This is a genomic window from Microcoleus sp. B13-B6 (genome assembly GCF_036705405.1).
Classification (GTDB): Bacteria; Cyanobacteriota; Cyanobacteriia; order Cyanobacteriales; family Microcoleaceae; genus Microcoleus.
The window spans coordinates 59,137-77,299 of record NZ_JAUBUJ010000015.1 but is presented as its reverse complement, the minus strand read 5'-3'; the positions used below and the strand labels follow the sequence as shown (position 1 = coordinate 77,299).

Here is an 18,163-nt window from a genome sequence, read left to right as displayed (position 1 = left end):
CGTCAAAAAACGGAAATAAGCCCCCGACTTAATTCGTGGAGAATCCAAATTTTAGATTTTAGACTAAATTTCAATCTCCCAGATTCATCTGTGGAGTAAATCTAAAATCTAAAATCTAAAATCTAAAATCGACTGACGAGGTTTTAGGGTTGGCCGGGGCGGAGGTTGCAGTCGAATGCCAAGCTGGGGTATGTTGAGTGCGATCGCGCAAGAATTCAACAAAAGTCTAGGCGCTTTCACTCCTACCTACTTCCCTCAAAACCAGCCCTCTACCACCACGCAAGCGGAGTTATCAGTTCGTAGTGTTAAGTTGTGTGTTAAGAAATTGGTACGGTGTCAATGAATTTATTCGCGCTCGTTCAAAGGAAGAGTTGTAAGTGTTGAATTTTGAGTATTGATGTCGCAATTCTCAACTCAAACCTCAATAGTGCTAACTCGATAAAAGCCTCCTTATTTCTATCTCTCAGATTTATCTGCTGAGCATAACTCATAACTCTGTACGGGCGGGTTTAACTACTTTATCTGTAACAGTTAACAGTGAACAGTGAACAGTCAACAGTTAACAGTTAACAGTGAACGGTCAACAGTTAACTTTCCTTCCACCCTGCACCAACTCACAGCTAATAACTCTTCAAGCTACTACTAATTACAGTCTAAGTCAGAGGCACTATGAGTGCGTAAGTGTCTCTAACTTGCTGCCAGTTTTTTGAGGAAATTGAATGACAAAGCAGATAGTTATAGCAGAGCAGCATCGCATTGCTGCCGTCTTTTCAGAAGATCAAATCCAAGAACTTGTGGTAGCCACAGGCAGCCACCAAGTCAGTGACATTTACTTGGGAATTGTCGAAAATGTACTCCCTGGGATAGATGCGGCATTCGTCAATATTGGCGATCCCGAACGTAACGGGTTCATGCACGTCACAGACCTCGGCCCCCTGCGCCTTAAACGCTCGGCAGGAGCAATTACAGAACTCCTGACCCCCCAGCAGAAAGTGGTGGTACAGGTAATGAAAGAACCGACGGGCAGCAAAGGCCCCCGGCTGACAGGCAACATTACCCTGCCGGGCCGCTATTTGGTACTGATGCCTTACGGCAGGGGAGTCAATCTCTCGCGGCGGATCAAGTCGGAAGCAGAGCGCAACCGCCTCAGAGCCCTGGCTATTTTGGTGAAACCGGCCGGCATGGGGCTGCTGGTACGCACCGAGGCTGAAGGGATGACTGAAGAAGCCATCATGGAAGATTTGGAAGTCCTCCAAAAACAGTGGGAAGCCGTTCAACTCGAAGGCGGTACTTCGCGGGCGCCGGCACTGCTCAACCGGGATGACGATTTTATCCAGCGGGTGCTGCGGGATATGTTCAGCGGTGACGTGAATCGGATTGTGGTGGACTCGCAAAATGGAATTAAGCGGGTGAAGCAGCAGTTGATGAGCTGGAACGGCGGTAAACTGCCTGCGGGAGTTTTGATCGACCACCACCGAGAGCGCGCCTCGATTTTAGAATTTTTCCGGGTTAACGCTGCGATTCGAGAAGCCCTCAGACCAAGGGTTGATTTGCCTTCGGGTGGTTATGTGATTATCGAGCCGACTGAGGCGCTGACGGTGATAGATGTCAACTCTGGCTCGTTTACTCGATCGGCGACGGCTCGGGAAACTGTACTCTGGACAAATTGCGAAGCAGCCACGGAAATTGCTAGACAACTGCGGTTACGCAATATTGCCGGGGTGATTATTGTTGACTTTATTGACATGGAATCCCGCCGCGATCAGTTGCAGGTGCTGGAACATTTCAATAAAGCTCTCAAAGCTGACAAAGCTCGGCCACAAATCGCTCAACTGTCGGAATTGGGACTGGTAGAACTCACTCGCAAGCGGCAAGGTCAAAATATTTACGAGTTGTTCGGCCACAGTTGTCCTACTTGCAGCGGGTTGGGTCATCTGGTGCGCTTGCCAGGGGAAGAAGACTTCGCCGCAGCGGTGCGGGAATCGGCCGATCGCACTGTTGCTACGTCGAACCGCGTTTTGTTGAATTTGCCCGAAGGATTGGAACGCCGCAGCTTGACGCCTGTGGCGGCTGCAACTCCTGCACCAGTGCGGGAAGAACGCCCCCCCGAACCTGCTCGGGCTGCTTGGGAACCTCCGAGTCAGAGCGAAAGTGTGGATTTTGAGACCGGCAGTAACGCCTCGCCTTTGGACTTGCTCAACCATCCCAGCTATCAGGATTTGGGGAACGGAACTAGACGGCGCCGCCGCCGCCGGATTGGCGAAGAGCCTTTTGCTCTCCCGGCGGAGGAGGAACCTGTACGCAGCAAGTTGCGGCTGCCGAATACTTCGAGCGCTCCCGTCGCGGATACGCGCTCTGAGTATCTAGCACCCCCCGGCATCCGGGCCGCGTCGGAGGGCTTCGGGCTAGTGAATATGGCGACTGTGGGCAGGCGCGAGGATTTCGATCGCGTGCGTCCCGCTAAGTCGGAGTTGATGAAGCCGATGGTGGAGCCTCCAGAGGTGATTTCGGTGGAAATGACGGCGGAGGAGCAGGATGTTTATGCTCTGATGGGGGTCTCTCCTTTGGTGCTTACGGATCGCAGCGTGAAAAATCCTAAGAATGCGATCGTTTCGGTGACTCTCCCCGGAGCGGCCCCGAACAAGCCGCCTTTCGAGCAGCTCGAATTTGAATTTGAACCGACGGCGCCTGTACAGAATGCACAGGAACGGGATTATTATCCAGAAAGGTCGGTAGTTGAGCCTGCTTTTTCTGAGGATGATGAGGCCCAAATTTACGGCGAGAGTTCGATCGACCAAACTGATGGTTTTGATCGAATGGAGGAACCCAGCGATTTGATGGGGGAATCCTATGAGCCGATCGAATCCTATGAGCCGATCGAATCCTATGAGCCGATCGAATCCTATGAACCGATCGAATCCTATGAGCCGATCGAACTCAATGAGCCGATCGAACTCAATGAGCCGATCGAACTCAATGAGCCGATCGAACCCAGCCAACCCAGCGAACCCAGCGAACCCGAGGAGCCGGCTATCAACCGCCGCCGCCGCCGCCGCTCGTCAGCCGTTGTGGATGAGTGATATGAAGTCAGAGGGAAGAAGGAAGAAGTCAGAGGTTCGAGGGAAGAAGGAAGAAGTAGAAATTTTTACTCTCTTCCCATCTTTCCATCTTCCCCTTTCCCCCTCTCCCTCGAACACTCTACTAATTGCGGGTGTGGATGAAGTCGGACGAGGCGCTTTGTTCGGGCCGGTGGTGGCTGCAGCCTGCATTTTGCCCGACGAAGTTCTCGATGAATTAGCAAGTTGCGGGGTGCGCGACAGCAAGCAGTTGAGTGCCGCAGCCCGGAGTCGGTTAGCTGTGAAAATCCGGGCTGTGGCGGTTGACTGTCAAATTGGTGCGGCTTCGGTGCGGGAGATCGATCGCCTCAATATTTTGCAGGCTTCTTTGTTGGCGATGAAGCGGGCGATTTTGAAGTTGAAGGTGACGCCGGATTTGTGTTTGGTTGACGGGAATCAAAGGATTCCCAATTTGTCGATCGAGCAAGAGACGATGATTAAGGGTGATGCGCGATCGATTCAGATTGCTGCTGCTAGTATTGTGGCGAAAGTTTGGCGCGATGAATTAATAGTACGTTTGGCTGTTAAGTATCCTGAATATGACTTGACAAATAACAAAGGATATGGTACTGCTAAACATAAGTTAGCTTTGGAACGTTGCGGGCGATCGGCTTTTCACCGATTATCATTTAGCCCTTGTCGAAAATCTTAAAATAACGGTGAAAAACTTAGCTAATTCCAGCGCGATTATATAAAATTTGAAAAACCAAGAATTTGCGCTTAAAAAATTCAGCTAGTGCCGGCTGAACAATGTGTATCACTTGTTAGGAAAACGAGCTATAGCGGTTCTCAAAAAAGTGAGGTATGCCCAGGGAGGCCAATGCCCAATGCCCAAGGCCCAATGCCCAATGCCCAATGCCCAATGCCGGATAGTACCTGATCTTTCTGAGAAAGGCTATAAGCAATAGAGCTGTCTTAGTCTATTCCCAAATTTATCATTTTCAGGCTCCGGTAGCATCTATAGAATCTTTATTTAACCTCTTGGGCATGACCAAGAATTTCTTGATGGGATCCGCCACGTGATTTATCCGTGGAATCAATCCAAAATCAAAAATCTAAAATCCTCACGCCCCCGAATTTATCCGTGCGGTCAATCTAAAATCTAAAATCTAAAATCTAAAATCGAATGACTGATAATATCTTAACAATTCCCGGCTATCGCATCATTGAGCAAATCTACAAGGGCTCTAGAACACAGGTTTATCGAGGAGTTTCTGAGTCAAACCAAAAAGTAATTATCAAACTGCTATTGAGCGAGTATCCAACTGTGGGCGAACTGGTGCATTTGCGGAATCAGTACACCATTACCAAAAATCTTGACCTTCCGGGAATTGTCAAACCCATTGCACTCTTAAACTACCGCCATGCTTTTGCTCTGGTAATGGAGGATGTTGGCGGTGTTTCCCTTGCTGAGTATACTGCTAATGCTGAAGCGAAGAATTTGGGCGATCGCCTATCAAGTAATTCTGAGGTTTCCTCCCCCCATAATTCGCCCCTACCGCTAGATGAATTCATGCCCATCGCGATTCAGATTGTCCAAACCCTAGAAGGATTATATCACAACCGAATTATTCACAAAGATATCAAGCCCCAGAATATTATCATTAACCCTAAAACTAAAGAAGTTAAATTAATTGACTTCAGCATTTCCTCTCTTTTACCCAGAGAAAACCAACAAATCCAAAATCCAAACGTCTTAGAAGGAACCCTAGCTTATATGTCCCCAGAACAGACGGGACGAATGAATCGGGGTATCGACTACCGCACAGATTTTTACTCGCTGGGAGTCACGTTTTACGAACTACTGACAGGGCAATTACCTTTTAACTCTACCGATCCAATGGAGTTAGTTCACTGCCATATTGCCAAGATTCCAACTCCCCCAATAAATCGGGTTCCATCTATGGGAGTGATGGTGAATAATATCATTATGAAATTGATGGAGAAAACTCCAGAGTTACGCTATCAAAGTGCTGTTGGACTGCGATACGACTTAGAAAACTGTTGGCAGCAATGGGAAGAAAATAACAATATTAGCCAGTTTGCCTTGGGGAATAGGGATATTTGCGATCGCTTCGTCATTCCCGAAAAACTCTACGGTAGAGAAACTGAAGTTAAGACGCTATTAGAAGCCTTCGATCGCATCAGTCACCCCACCCTTACCAACGGGGAGCAAGGGAGAGTCGAAATTATGCTAGTGGCTGGCTTTTCCGGCATTGGTAAAACCGTTGTAGTGAATGAAGTTCACAAACCCATTGTCCGCCAACGGGGTTACTTTATCAAAGGAAAATTTGACCAATTCAAGCGTGATATTCCCTTTTCTGCATGGGTACAAGCATTCCAGAATTTGATGCGGCAATTACTCACCGAAAGTGCGGCCCAGGTGCAGAAAGCGAAAGTCAAAATATTGGAGGCTTTGGGTGAAAACGGTCAGGTCATTATTGATGTCATTCCTGAATTAGAACACCTGATTGGCAAGCAGAAAAAAGTACCCCAACTAGAGGGAACCGCCGCTAAAAATCGCTTTAATTTATTATTTCAAAACTTCATCCGAGTGTTCGCAACAAAAGAGCATCCTTTAGTAATTTTTTTGGATGATTTGCAGTGGGCAGACTCGGCTTCATTGAAGCTAATGCAATTGTTGATGAGCGAGACGAATACCCGCTATGTGTTGTTAATGGGAGCGTATCGGGATAATGAAGTTTTTCCAGCACACCCACTGATCCTGACCTTGGATGAGATTCGCAAAAACTCGGCAACAGTCAACCAAATTACTTTAGCACCCCTAGACAAAACTTCCCTGAATTGCCTGATTGCCGATACTCTTTCCTGTCCACCAGAAAGGGCGATTCCTCTGACAGAACTAATTTTTACCAAAACCAAAGGGAATCCTTTTTTTGCTACTCAATTTCTAAAATTTCTTCATAAAGATGGGTTAATTAAGTTTGATGTTACCCCCCCAACCCCCCCTTGGCTAAGGGAAGCAATGGGGGGTTGGCAATGCGATATTTCCCAAGTGAGGACGCTAGCTTTTACCGATGATGTGGTCGAGTTTATGGCGATTCAGTTGCAAAACTTGCCCAGAGATACCCAGAATGTTCTGAAACTAGCAGCTTGTATTGGCAACCAATTTGACTTAGCAACCCTGGCCATTGTTCATAAAAAATCTCAGAGTGAGACAGCGGCCCATTTGTGGAAAGCGTTGCAAGAAGGGTTAGTTATTCCGATTACTGAAGTTTACAAGTTTTTTCAGGACTCGGAATCAGTTGAAGTTGCACAAGCGTCGGAGTTATCGGTTCCCTACAAGTTTTTACATGACCGAGTGCAGCAAGCAGCATATTTTCTGATTCCCGAATCCCAGAAACAGTCCACCCATCTCGAAATTGGGCAACTGCTGTTGAGGAAGGGCGGGCACGGGGGCACCGCCCCTACGGAAGCAGAAATACAAGAGAAAATTTTTGATATTGTCAACCAGTTGAATATGGGGGTGGAGTTAATTGAGTATCAGACTGAGCGAGATCAACTAGCTCAATTAAATTTAATTGCCGGACGTAAAGCTAAAGCTTCAACTGCTTATGCTGCGGCAAATATTTATCTGCAAACAGGGATTGAACTCTTGAGGGCAAACTGCTGGCAAACTCAATATGAATTAACCCTGAATCTCTATATTGCTGCTGCTGAAGCTGCCTATTTGAATGCTGACCTTGAGGGTATGGAACAGATGGCAGCACTGGTTTTGCAAGAAGCCCAAACAATTTTAGATCGAGTTAAAATTTACGAAATTCAAATTGCAGCTCAGACAGCCCAGAGCAAGGTGTTAGAAACGATCGCCGTAGCAAGAGAGGCACTCTTACAATTGGGGATTGAACTCCCTGCCGAACCTGATGAAGCCTTGATTGGCAAAGCGCTACAAGCCCTTGCGGCCCTCCTCGGCAGCAGAAAGATTGAGGAATTGGTTGACCTACCTGTGATGACAAATCCACAGACTCAGGCAGCTATGCAACTGTCTGGTATGTTGTTTCCACCCATTTTCCAGGGAATGCCCGGTTTACTGCCCCTGCTGAGCTCAACGATGGTGAGTTTATCGCTCTCCTTTGGGAATGCGCCCGCCTCGACGGTGGGGTATGCGATGCACGGGATGGTGTTGTGTGCCTTTTTACAAGAGGTGGAAACCGGCTATGGCTTTGGGCAATTGGCACTCTCATTACTCGATAGGTTGAATGTGCCCGAACTCAAGCCCACAGTTCTACTTTTGTTTGGTGGCTGGATTCAGCATCATCAAGAATCTCTTTTGGCAACGATACCGACGCTGAAAGATGGCTTTACGGCTGGCATGGAAACTGGCGACTTTGTAGACGCTGGCTACAACATATATATTTATTTTTATACGCATTTATTCGCTGGGGTAGAACTAGACACTTGGGAACCCGAAATAGCAGGTTACAGGGCTGTTATGGCGCAGTTGAAACAATATTCTGCTCAGATTTATTTGGATATGGTTCAGCAGACGGTGCAGAACTTGAGGGAAACCCATATTCGGCCGGATTTGTTAATAGGCTCCGCCTACGATGAAACGGTGATGATTCCCAAGCACTATCAGGATAATGAATTCACGGCGATCGCCTGTGCCTGCATCTTCAAACTGCTGCTTGCTTACTGCTATGGCAATTACACCGCTGCCCTAGACAACATTACTCAAGTCAAACAGTATTTGATGGGAGTATCGGGATCGGTTTTTGTCCCCATTTTCCATTTTTATGCCGCCCTCACCCACCTGGCACTTTTTCCGGCACAGCCAGCAATTGATGAGCAAACTGAAAATCTTGCCTTAGTGGAAACCCATCAAAGCACGCTGCAACAGTGGGCGCAAAATGCTCCGATGAATTATCTGCATAAATGGTATTTAGTGGAAGCAGAACGACATCGAGTTTTAGGTCAAAATATGAAGGCGATGGATTATTACGATCGCGCTATTAAACTCGCTAAAGAAAATCAGTACATTAATGAAGAAGCACTTAGCAATGAGCTGGCAGCTAAATTCTATTTAGCCTGGGGAAAAGAAAAAATTGCCCAAGTGTACCTAACTGATGCTTACTACGCCTATGCACGCTGGGGCGCCCAGGCAAAAGTTGAGGATTTAGAAAAGCGCTATCTCCAATTACTTGCGCCTATTTTTCACCCTAAAACGAGCTTAAAAAGAGGTCAGACACTTGCCAAAATGATTGCGGAAACTGTTGCCAGTACCAGTTCAGGTGTTTCACAAATTCTGGACTTGGCAACAGTAATCAAAGCATCTCAATCACTTTCAGGAGAAATCAACATCGATAAGTTGCTCTCCACTTTGATGCAAGTGATGATTGAGAATGCGGGAGCAGAAAAAGGAGCTATGATTTTGAGAGAAAGAGATTCTTTCTTCGTCGCGGCTCAATGTGCGATCGGTAAATCGTGCAACCTTCTCTCAACTCCCGTTGTTGACTCTAGCGTAATTCCGATCGCGATTATTAACTATGTCTCGCGCACCCAAGAAACTTTGGTAATTAATGATGCGACGACTGAGGCTACCTTTGCTGCTGACTCTTATATCATCCAGCATCACCCCAAGTCGGTTTTGTGTCTGCCGATTCAACATCAAGGAAAGGTGATCGCCATTCTTTACTTAGAAAATACTCTCGTTACAAATGCCTTTACTCCCGATCGGTTGGCAGTCTTAAATATCTTAGCCTCCCAAGCTGCCATCTCCATAGAAAATGCCCAACTCTATGCCAACTTAGAAGCCAAAGTCGAAGAACGCACCCAAGAATTATCACAAGCTTTAAGCAATCTCGAAGCCACCCAAGAAGGATTGATTCAATCAGAAAAAATGGCAGCTTTAGGACAACTTGTGGCCGGAGTTGCTCACGAAGTTAACACTCCCCTGGGTGCAATTCGCTCGTCGGCAGGAAATGTTTCTAAGTTCTTAAATCAAACTTTAGAACAGTTGCCGGCACTTTTTCAATCTCTCTCCCCAGAAGAAGCACAGAATTTCTTGAGTTTACTTCAGCGTTCCCTCCAACAAGAAGCAAGCTTATCAACCAAAGAAGAACGCAAATTGAAGAGAGCTTTGAGAAGCCAATTGGAAGAATTAGGAATTGACAGTGCCGATACCGTAGCCGATCGCCTAACGATCATGGGCGTTTATAATGAAATTGATACCTTTGTCCCTTTGTTGCAAAGATATGATAGTTTACATCTCCTAGACCTAGCATACAAAATTTCTGAATTAAAAAGAGGTATTGCTACTATCAACACAGCTACAGATAGAGCATCAAAAGTAGTTTTTGCATTGAAAACTTATGCCCGCTACGAACAGTCTGGCGCAAAAACAGCAGCCAGTATTACAGAAGGTATTGAAACAATCTTAACCCTGTATCAAAATCTCCTCAAACAGGGAGTTGAGGTTATCAAAAACTATGCCGAAATCCCGCCGATACTGTGCTATCCAGACGAACTAAATCAAGTTTGGACGAATTTAATTCACAATGCTTTGCAAGCAATGGGTTATCGAGGCACGTTAACAATTGAGTTAACGGCTCAAGATGATCAGGCTAAGATTAGCATTAGCGACACCGGCCAGGGGATACCAGAAGAAATAAAAGGGAAAATATTTGACCCATTTTTTACTACTAAGCCCGCAGGAGAAGGCAGCGGATTAGGACTAGATATTGTGAAGAAGATTGTTGACAAGCATCAGGGAAAAATTGAAGTCGAATCAATTCCGGGCAAAACTACATTTAATGTTTTCCTGCCAACGATCACTGTATAAGCAGGTCAAGGAGTTCGCAAACGATATAAGGTAGTAAGGGGAGCATCTCACCTTTGCAGCCCTCCGCTAGAAATTGGAGTTTTGAGGCAGGAGGCAGGAGGCAGGAGGCAGAAGGAAAGAGGCAGAAGGAAAGAAGAAGAAGGAAGGAGCCAGAAGAAGGAAGGAGCCAGAAGAAGTATTTTTACAAATATGAGATGCTCCCGTAGTAAGTCGGTCGGATTTTGCTTGGTTCCGCGTAAGCTGCCATCTACCCCATAGAGAGGATTGATTTCAAAAGATAAAACGTTTTGAGGCCCCTAACTCCGATTCAACTGACATCTTGCAGCAATATCAATAAGAGGATTTTTCGTGGGGTCGGGCGGGTTTATAGAACCTATTTGCAAGCTTTAAGGCTGTTGGCGAACCCGCCCCTACGGCTAATTGAGAATGGTGCAATATCTCAGATTCAACAGGAAACAGATGTAAAACAGCAGTACGATGCGTTATGCTCAGCTAAGGTGCTACGCAGATAAGTTGGTTGGTTTCGGCGACTGGGGAGGGGGAGAGGATTTGGCGAGCCGTTGACTTGTGACATCTTAAGATAAGATGGGGCCTACTAATACACTTTACTACTTTGGCTACCTTTGCTACTAATAACAATTAAAAAGGATAAAAAATAGATGTCTAAACCAGTTATTTTGTGCGTTGACGATGAGAGAATGGTATTAGACAGTCTCAGGACGCAGCTAGCAGCAGAATTTGGCAATGCCTACATTTACGAAGCAGCCGAAGATGCTGAGGAGGCTTTAGATGTAATCAGCGAACTTTCTGACGAACACACCCACGTGATTCTGATTATTTCGGATTGGTTAATGCCCGGTATTAAGGGAGATGAGCTACTAATCCGCATTCACAAGGAATACCCGCATGTTATTAAAATTCTGCTGACGGGTCAAGCGGATGAAGTAGCCATTGAAAGAGCAAAAAAACTAGCCAACCTTCATTGTTGCTTATCTAAACCTTGGCTGGAATCCGATTTGCTAGAAACTATTAAATCTGGTTTATCTAAACTATGAGCCAACAGGTAATTATCTGTATTGATGATGAGAAAACTGTACTCAGGAGCCTCAAAGCAGAACTGCAAGAGGCTGTTGGCAATGATTATATAATCGAAATTGCTGAAGGTGGGCAAGAGGCATTAGAGTTAATTGAAGAATTGCTAGAGGAGGGGGATGAAATTCCTTTAATTATTTCCGACCACATTATGCCTGATATGAAGGGAGATGAGCTGTTGAAACAGGCTCATATAATTTCGCCTAAAACTATAAAAATTATGCTGACAGGACAAGCAGATATTGGGGCGATCGCCAATGCTATCAACTCTGCAAACTTATATCGTTATATTACCAAACCTTGGCAATCTGAAGACTTGAAATTGACAATTAGAGAAGCGCTAAATAGTTATCTTCAAGATAAACAACTGACAGAACAAAATGCCCAACTCCAGCAAATAAATCAGGAGTTTGCCGAGTTAAACAGCCAGCAAACCGTACTCATTGCTAAACTACACGAAAATGAAAATCGGTTGACACAGTTTTTGGAAGCAATGCCGATTGGTGTGGGTGTCCTGGATGCGGCCGGAGAACCTTACTACATCAATCGGAAAGCAAAAGAGATATTGGGTAAAGGAGTTGTACCGGATAGCAGTTCCAAGCAATTGTCCGAGGTTTATCAACTCTATCAAGCAGGCACCAATCAAAAGTATCCTACGGAGAATTTGCCCATCGTGCGCGCCTTGAAGGGGGAAAGTGCTAGGGCTGACGATGCAGAAGTTCATCAAGGCGACAAGATTATTCCCCTAGAAATCTTCGCTACTCCCATCTACGATCAACAAGGAAATATTGTTTATGCTATCAACACTTTTCAAGATATCACGGAACGCCAAGAAGCTGAGGCCGAACGCAAAAAGTTCATTGAGGATCTCTTTGAGGTCAATTGCAATTTGGAACTTTCACTGGATGCAGAATTAGAAATTGCGGAGGCGACAAGTCGCTTTGTACCCAATGAGTTTTTAGCTTTTTTGGGATGTGATAGTATTGTTGATATTAAATTGGGAGAAGCGGTGGAGTTGGAAATGTCAGTTTTGTTTTCTGACATCCGCGATTTCACTACTCTCTCGGAAAAGATGACACCGGAAGAGAATTTCAAATTTATCAATTCTTATCTGAGTCGAATGGAACCGCTGATTGTGGAAAATCAGGGGTTTATTGATAAGTATATTGGCGATGCAATTATGGCTTTGTTTAGTGAGGGGGCGGATGATGCTGTGAAAGCCGGAATTGCCATGCTGCATACTCTTGCTGAATACAATCGAGAGCGCGCTTCTTTGGGTTATGTGCCGGTTCAGATTGGGGTGGGAATCAATACTGGTTCTTTGATTTTGGGTATAGTGGGCGGGAAAAGCCGCATGGACGGTACTGTGATTAGCGATGCTGTTAATTTGGCTTCTCGGATTGAAAGTTTGACGAAGAATTACGGGGTGTCGCTGTTAATTACTCAGCAGACTTTCGCTCGCTTGACAAATCCTGCTGATTATGCAATTCGGGTAATTGATAAAGTTCAGGTTAAGGGTAAGTCTGAATGGGTGACTGTTTATGAAGTTTTTGATGCGGATTTGCCGGAAGTTAAAGCGGGGAAGTTAGCGACTCTGCAACTATTTACTGAGGCTTTGTCTTTGTACAATATGAATAATTTTAGGGAAGCTGCGGGACTTTTTGCGGCTTGTTTGGGGCAAAATCCGGGGGATAAGGTGGCTCGAATTTATTGGGAAAGGTGTCAGTAGTTAGTTGACAGTTGACAGTTGACAGTTGACAGTTGACAGTTGACAGTTGTCAGTTGTCAGTTGGTAGTTGTTAGTTGGTGATTTTTAGTAATAACCAAGGACTACTGACTGCTGACTAATGATTAATGATTAATGACTACTGACTGCTGACTAATGATTAATGATTACTGACTACTGACTACTGACTACTGACTATTGATTAATGACTAATGACTAATGACTAATGACTGCTGACTACGGTTGTTCGATCGGCAATTCTATGATAAACTCGGCTCCGTGGCCGAGTGCAGACACGCAAGTCAGTTTGCCACCGTGTTCTTGGACAACTTTGTAGGAAATGGACAAGCCTAAACCGGTGCCTTTGTCAGCGGGTTTGGTGGTAAAAAAAGCCTCGAATAACTGCTGGGAAACTTCTTCTGGCATACCGGGGCCGTTGTCAGAAATCCTAATTACAGCAGTGGAGTTTTGGACTTCAGTCCTAATTTTAATCTTGCTGCGGTTAGCTTTGACTTCGGCAACTGAACGCCCTTCGTTGTATTCCTCGATCGCGTCGATCGCATTTCCGATCAAATTCATAAATACCTGATTGATTTTCCCAGCATAACACTCAACCAAAGGCAAATTTCCATAGTCCTTAATTACCGCAATTTCGGGATAGTTGCCTCTGGCTTTCAAACGGGTTTGCAGAATCAGCAACGTTCCTTCAATCCCTTCGTGCAGGTTAACTTTGCTCATTTGAGAATCATCTTTGCGAGAGAAATTTCTGAGCGATCGCACGATTTCCCGAATGCGATCGGCCCCAACCTGCATCGAAGACATCGCTTTGGGCAAATCTTCTAGCAGAAACTCTAATTCGATATCCTTAATTTTATCTTGAATTGCTGCCGGCGGCTGTGGGCAGTGCTGCTGGTACATATCGATCAAATTCAGCAAATCTTCCGTGTAGTGGCCGACGTGGACGAGATTGCCGCACACGCTGCTAACAGGATTGTTAATTTCGTGAGCAACACCAGCTACCATTTGACCGAGAGTAGACATTTTCTCAGTGTGAATCAATACCGCTTGAGTTTGCTGCAATTCGTGCAAAGTATTTTCGAGTTGAAGTTTTTGTTGGGTTAACTCTGTTTGCGATCGCCGCAAAGCTTCTTCACTGCGTTTCTGCTCGGAAATATCAGTAATTAACCCTTCCAAAGCTATCAATTCTCCAGAGTCGGAAAACACTCCCAAACCTTGCTCCCAAACCCATTTTAATTCGCCATTTTTAGAAGTAATTCGGTAATTTAGCTGATAGGGTCGATTTTCTTGTAAGGCAACTTGCACGGCATTCCACAAATTCTCGCGATCGTCCGGGTGAGTCAATTCCGATATAGAAACTTCCCGAGTGCCGATAAATTCTTCAGGAGAATAGCCCGCTAACTGATAGCAACCTTCGCTGACAAACTCCATACTGCGATCGGCATCGTTGCGAAAACGGTAGGCCATCCCCGGCAAGTTGCTCATCAGCGTCGCCAAGGCCCGCTGGCTTTCCCGTAGGGCTTCTTCGGCGTGTTTGCGATCGGTAATATCCGTCATCACCGCCAGCATACAGAGTTCGCCGTCCAAATTAATCAACTCTGCTGACAGCAAACACACCACCACCGATCCCGACTTCATCCGAAACTCGCATTCCTGATTGCGAACAACACCTTGTTCGTGCAAAATTTGTCTAAAATTAAGTCTGTCTTCAGGCCTTACCCAAATATTTAACCCCGGTACTGTATTCCAGGTCGTTTCTTCTAAATCGTAACCAGTCATCGACAGAAAACTATCATTAACTTCAATAAAACGACCCTCATCAAAAGTAGTAATAATCATCGGATCTGGACTAGAGCGAAAAGCCTTAGAAAACTTTTCTTCCGATAAACTCAACTTTTTAATAGCCTCTTCCAACTGACTGGTCCGCTCTTTAACCCGCCATTCCAATACCTCATTAGCCTGCTTCAGCGCTTCCTCAGCCTGCACCCGATAAGTGATATCGCGCACCACGGCTTGCAGCCCTATTTTGCCGCCGATATCCATAGAAGTTAGCAGCACCTCCGCCGGAAACTCAGAACCATCCAAACGGCAGTGCCGCCAGTCAAAGCGGCAATTTCCCGATCGCAGAGCCGTATTAATTCGCTCTTGATAAATACTCCTAGAATCTTGTCCGTCCGGTTGCAACGGCGGGCTAAATTCGGCAGGATGCTTGCCGCAAAACTCCGACTCAGTGCTGCATCCAAATAACTTTAAAGTAGCCGGATTGCAATCCAAAAAACCCTCTTCGTCTAGCAGCATTACCGCATCAGTAGTTGATTCGTACAAAGTGCGAAACTTTTTTTCCGATGCCTGCAAAGAAGCAATCAACTGCATCTTTTCCTCCGCCGCCCGCTTTTGCTCAGTAATATCCTGCATTACTTGAGAAAAGCCCTGCAACTTTCCCCTTTCATCGCGCAAAGGAGTAACAATAATATTCGCCCAAAATCGCGACCCGTCTTTGCGAAGCCGCCAGCCTTCATTTTCGTATCTACCTTCTGCCACTGCCCTGATTAATTTTTCTTGGGGCTTGCCAATTTCAAGATCTTCTTTCGTGAAAAAACACTCCGCATTATTGCCGACTATTTCATGAGTTCTGTATCCCAAAATGCGTTCGGCACCAGAATTCCAGCTAGCCACATACCCATCAGGATCTAACATGAATATAGCGTAATCCTTAACGCCTTCAATTATTAAGCGCAGGCGTTCTTCGCTTTCTCGAAGTCCAGATTCTGCTTGCTTGCGCTGGGTGATATCTTCTACAAAACCTTCGTAGTAGAGCAATTTACCTGCTTCATCGCAGACAGCCCGCGCATTCTCAGCGATCCAAATTATTGTTCCGTCTCGGCGATAAATCTGCGACTCAAAATCCGATACGATGCCCTGTTCTTGCAAAGCATAAACAAACTGATCGCGGCGATCGGGATTGACGTAAAGCTGATGGCTGATATCAGTCAGACAGCCCATTAATTCCTCGGCGGAATTATATCCGTAGATTCGAGCCAAAGCTGGGTTAGCGCTGATGTAGCGACCGGATTGGGTTGTTTGAAAAATACCAGACACAGCATTTTCAAACATACTATAATATTTTGCTTCCATTTGGTGCAGTGCCTCCGCGACATTCAGGCATTCTATCGCTTTATTTCCTAATTTTTGATTTCCCACTTGTGAATACCCTGCTCTTGTGTGTGAGTTGAATATTTTTGGTTTACAGCCTGTTAATTTTGAGCCGTTATTTAGGCTAAAGATGGTGTTTCGCAGCCGGAGACGAGTGTGTTTATTCATCTGTCCTACGGGGCTGTTAGTTGTTAGTCGTTGCTGCGGAAAGTTTACTTGCTCCGCTATTTAGTTGAGGCGTGGCTGGCTGTCACAATCGCCTTGGCAAATAGCTCGGCCTGCGGTGCAGGTGTTCGCTCAAAACCCGCTCCTTGAAATCTCCCTGAATATATTAGCAGTTGAATACCCTGAAATAAGTTAGTAGCAAAGATGTTGTTACAATAAAAGGCAGCTACTTCTACAACCGCCAGAGTCTATTTTTATGATTTGGGTGAGAGTACGATCGACTCTTACCCGAAGCAACTAACCCGCCTGCAAGAGCTAAATGCTCGCTGTCCTTGCTGTCAGTCGATCTTAGATTTTAGATTTTAGATTAAAGTTGACTCCCCAGATGAATCTGGGGCTCTCCTAAAATCTAAAATTTTTTGGTTTCCACAACTCCTGTCGGAAACTTTTATCGGTCTTTGGGTGCTCTGAGTTACTGTTAAGTATTATTGCTGATAAATAATACAGCAGACTGCTGGCAGTTGTACGATCGGGGGTTTGTATGTAAAGTTGGCACAACAATAGGGTAATTGTTGTATCAAAAAATTCATATTCTGCTGCTGCGGGCGGAAAAATTCTGTAGCGGTGCTGGCATTTGGGCAAAAATCTGGGGCCGATCGCGCAAAATGTGGTCGGCAAGTCTGGTAAAATCCCGATCGATTCTCGGTTTGGCCGCAAAGCTCGATCGAGCTAAATTTGACTAGAAACTAATATTAATGACCGATTCTCCTCTACTAGCAACGCCAGAGTTATCCCCTGCTTCAACCCTGACGGCGGATTCTCCTGTGTGGCCAGCCCTCCTCCAACAACTATTAGACAGACAATCTCTCTCACGCGCCCAAGCAGCCGACTTGATGCAGGGATGGCTAGCAGAAGCTATTCCCCCCGTCCTCTCAGGAGCAATTTTAGCGGCCATCCAAGCCAAAGGCATCTGGGCCCAAGAATTGGTAGGAATGGCTCAGGTATTGCATTCTCAGTCGCTTGCAGGCGAGTCGGAGAGCGTTGTCAATCCCAACTCCTCAATCTCCAATCTCAAATTAATTGATACTTGCGGCACAGGCGGCGACGGCGCTTCCACGTTTAACATTTCCACTGCTGTAGCTTTTGTGGCCGCCGCCGGCAAAGTTCGAGTCGCGAAACACGGAAATCGCTCCGCATCGAGCAAAGTGGGTTCTGCTGACGTGTTGGAAGCACTGGGAGTCAACCTCAACGCCGATCCCGCGAAGGTGAGATGTGCGGTAGATTCCGTGGGCATCACCTTTTTATTTGCCCCTGGGTGGCATCCCGCACTTAAGGCTGTAGCGTCGCTCCGGCGCACTTTGAAGGTGCGGACTATTTTTAACCTATTAGGGCCCCTTGTCAATCCTATGCGCCCTACAGGGCAGGTAATCGGGGTGTTCGATCCTAGTCTGGTATCAACTATTGCTCAAGCTTTGGGCGAGTTGGGGACTGAGTTAGCTGTAGTCGTTCACGGCAGAGAAAAATTGGACGAGGCGGGTTTGGGAGATGTGACTGATTTGGCGGTTTTGTCTGATGGCAAAGTGGAACTCACTACTTTAGACCCGGAAAAGGTAGGATTGACACCAAGTGCGATCGGCTCGTTAAAAGGCGGAAATGTTGAGGAAAACGCCGAGATTTTGCGGAACATTTTGCAAGGCAAAGGTACGCCCGCACAAATGGATGTTGTAGCTTTGAATGCGTCTTTGGCTTTTCAGGTGGGAGGTGCAATTCCTATGGGTTCTCACGCAGCAGGAGTTTCTATGGCTAAGGAGATTTTATTTAGCGGTGAATCTTGGTTGAAGTTGCAAGAGTTGATTGAGTTTTTGAAATGAAGTCAGTTGTCAGTTGGGAGTTGGCAGTTGGCAGTTGGCAGTTGGCAGTTGACAGTTGGCAGTTGACAGTTGACAGTTGTTATATCATGTTCGGTCGATTGACCGTGATTCCTGTAGGGGCGGGTTCACCAGCAATAGTCGCCAAAAACCGACAATCTCAAAAACCCGCCCCGACTATGTATGATGCGCGATCGATCGGACATGATATTAGTTGTTAGTT

11 protein-coding genes are annotated in these 18,163 nt (G+C 46.0%); 10 read left to right on the top strand and 1 reads right to left on the bottom strand.

The window, feature by feature from the left end; all coding sequences use genetic code 11:
• Window positions 1–175 precede the first annotated feature (175 nt).
• From QUB35_RS09310 to QUB35_RS09280, 7 genes are all read left to right on the top strand, one after another.
• The gene (locus QUB35_RS09310) at window positions 176–343 is read left to right on the top strand and encodes a hypothetical protein (protein ID WP_333141438.1); all 168 of its coding nucleotides are present in this window, start codon (window positions 176–178) and stop codon (window positions 341–343) included.
• Between the two features lie 376 nt (window positions 344–719).
• Window positions 720–3,080, top strand: coding sequence for an Rne/Rng family ribonuclease (locus tag QUB35_RS09305; protein WP_333141436.1), 2,361 nt, complete (start codon window positions 720–722; stop codon window positions 3,078–3,080).
• A 1-nt stretch (window position 3,081) separates the two neighbouring features.
• On the top strand, window positions 3,082–3,768 hold the full coding sequence (locus QUB35_RS09300) for a ribonuclease HII (protein ID WP_333141485.1): 687 nt from the start codon (window positions 3,082–3,084) through the stop codon (window positions 3,766–3,768).
• Window positions 3,769–4,242: 474 nt separating this feature from the next.
• On the top strand, window positions 4,243–9,918 hold the full coding sequence (locus QUB35_RS09295) for an AAA family ATPase (RefSeq protein WP_333141434.1): 5,676 nt from the start codon (window positions 4,243–4,245) through the stop codon (window positions 9,916–9,918).
• Window positions 9,919–9,971: 53 nt separating this feature from the next.
• On the top strand, window positions 9,972–10,124 hold the full coding sequence (locus QUB35_RS09290) for a hypothetical protein (RefSeq protein ID WP_333141433.1): 153 nt from the start codon (window positions 9,972–9,974) through the stop codon (window positions 10,122–10,124).
• 453 nt (window positions 10,125–10,577) lie between these two features.
• Window positions 10,578–10,973: a response regulator gene (locus QUB35_RS09285; protein ID WP_333141431.1), complete on the top strand. Its 396-nt coding sequence runs from the start codon at window positions 10,578–10,580 to the stop codon at window positions 10,971–10,973.
• Window positions 10,970–12,739, top strand: a complete 1,770-nt coding sequence (locus QUB35_RS09280; RefSeq protein WP_333141430.1) for an adenylate/guanylate cyclase domain-containing protein — start codon at window positions 10,970–10,972, stop codon at window positions 12,737–12,739. Before QUB35_RS09285 ends, QUB35_RS09280 begins: the two co-directional genes overlap by 4 nt.
• A gap of 234 nt (window positions 12,740–12,973) precedes the next feature.
• Here the strand turns inward: QUB35_RS09280 and QUB35_RS09275 are convergent, their stop codons facing one another.
• Window positions 12,974–15,955 (bottom strand): PAS domain S-box protein, encoded by a 2,982-nt coding sequence (locus tag QUB35_RS09275; RefSeq protein ID WP_333141429.1) that lies wholly within the window; start codon window positions 15,953–15,955, stop codon window positions 12,974–12,976.
• 689 nt (window positions 15,956–16,644) lie between these two features.
• On the opposite strand from QUB35_RS09275, the gene QUB35_RS09270 reads away from it, so the two are divergent.
• The 3 genes from QUB35_RS09270 to QUB35_RS09260 are packed head-to-tail and all read left to right on the top strand — an operon-like array spanning window position 16,645 to window position 18,161.
• Window positions 16,645–16,815: a hypothetical protein gene (locus QUB35_RS09270; RefSeq protein ID WP_333141427.1), complete on the top strand. Its 171-nt coding sequence runs from the start codon at window positions 16,645–16,647 to the stop codon at window positions 16,813–16,815.
• A 12-nt stretch (window positions 16,816–16,827) separates the two neighbouring features.
• Complete coding sequence (trpD, locus tag QUB35_RS09265) at window positions 16,828–17,943, top strand: anthranilate phosphoribosyltransferase (protein WP_333141425.1); 1,116 nt, start codon at window positions 16,828–16,830, stop codon at window positions 17,941–17,943.
• Window positions 17,940–18,161 (top strand): hypothetical protein, encoded by a 222-nt coding sequence (locus tag QUB35_RS09260; RefSeq protein ID WP_333141423.1) that lies wholly within the window; start codon window positions 17,940–17,942, stop codon window positions 18,159–18,161. Before trpD ends, QUB35_RS09260 begins: the two co-directional genes overlap by 4 nt.
• Window positions 18,162–18,163 lie beyond the last annotated feature (2 nt).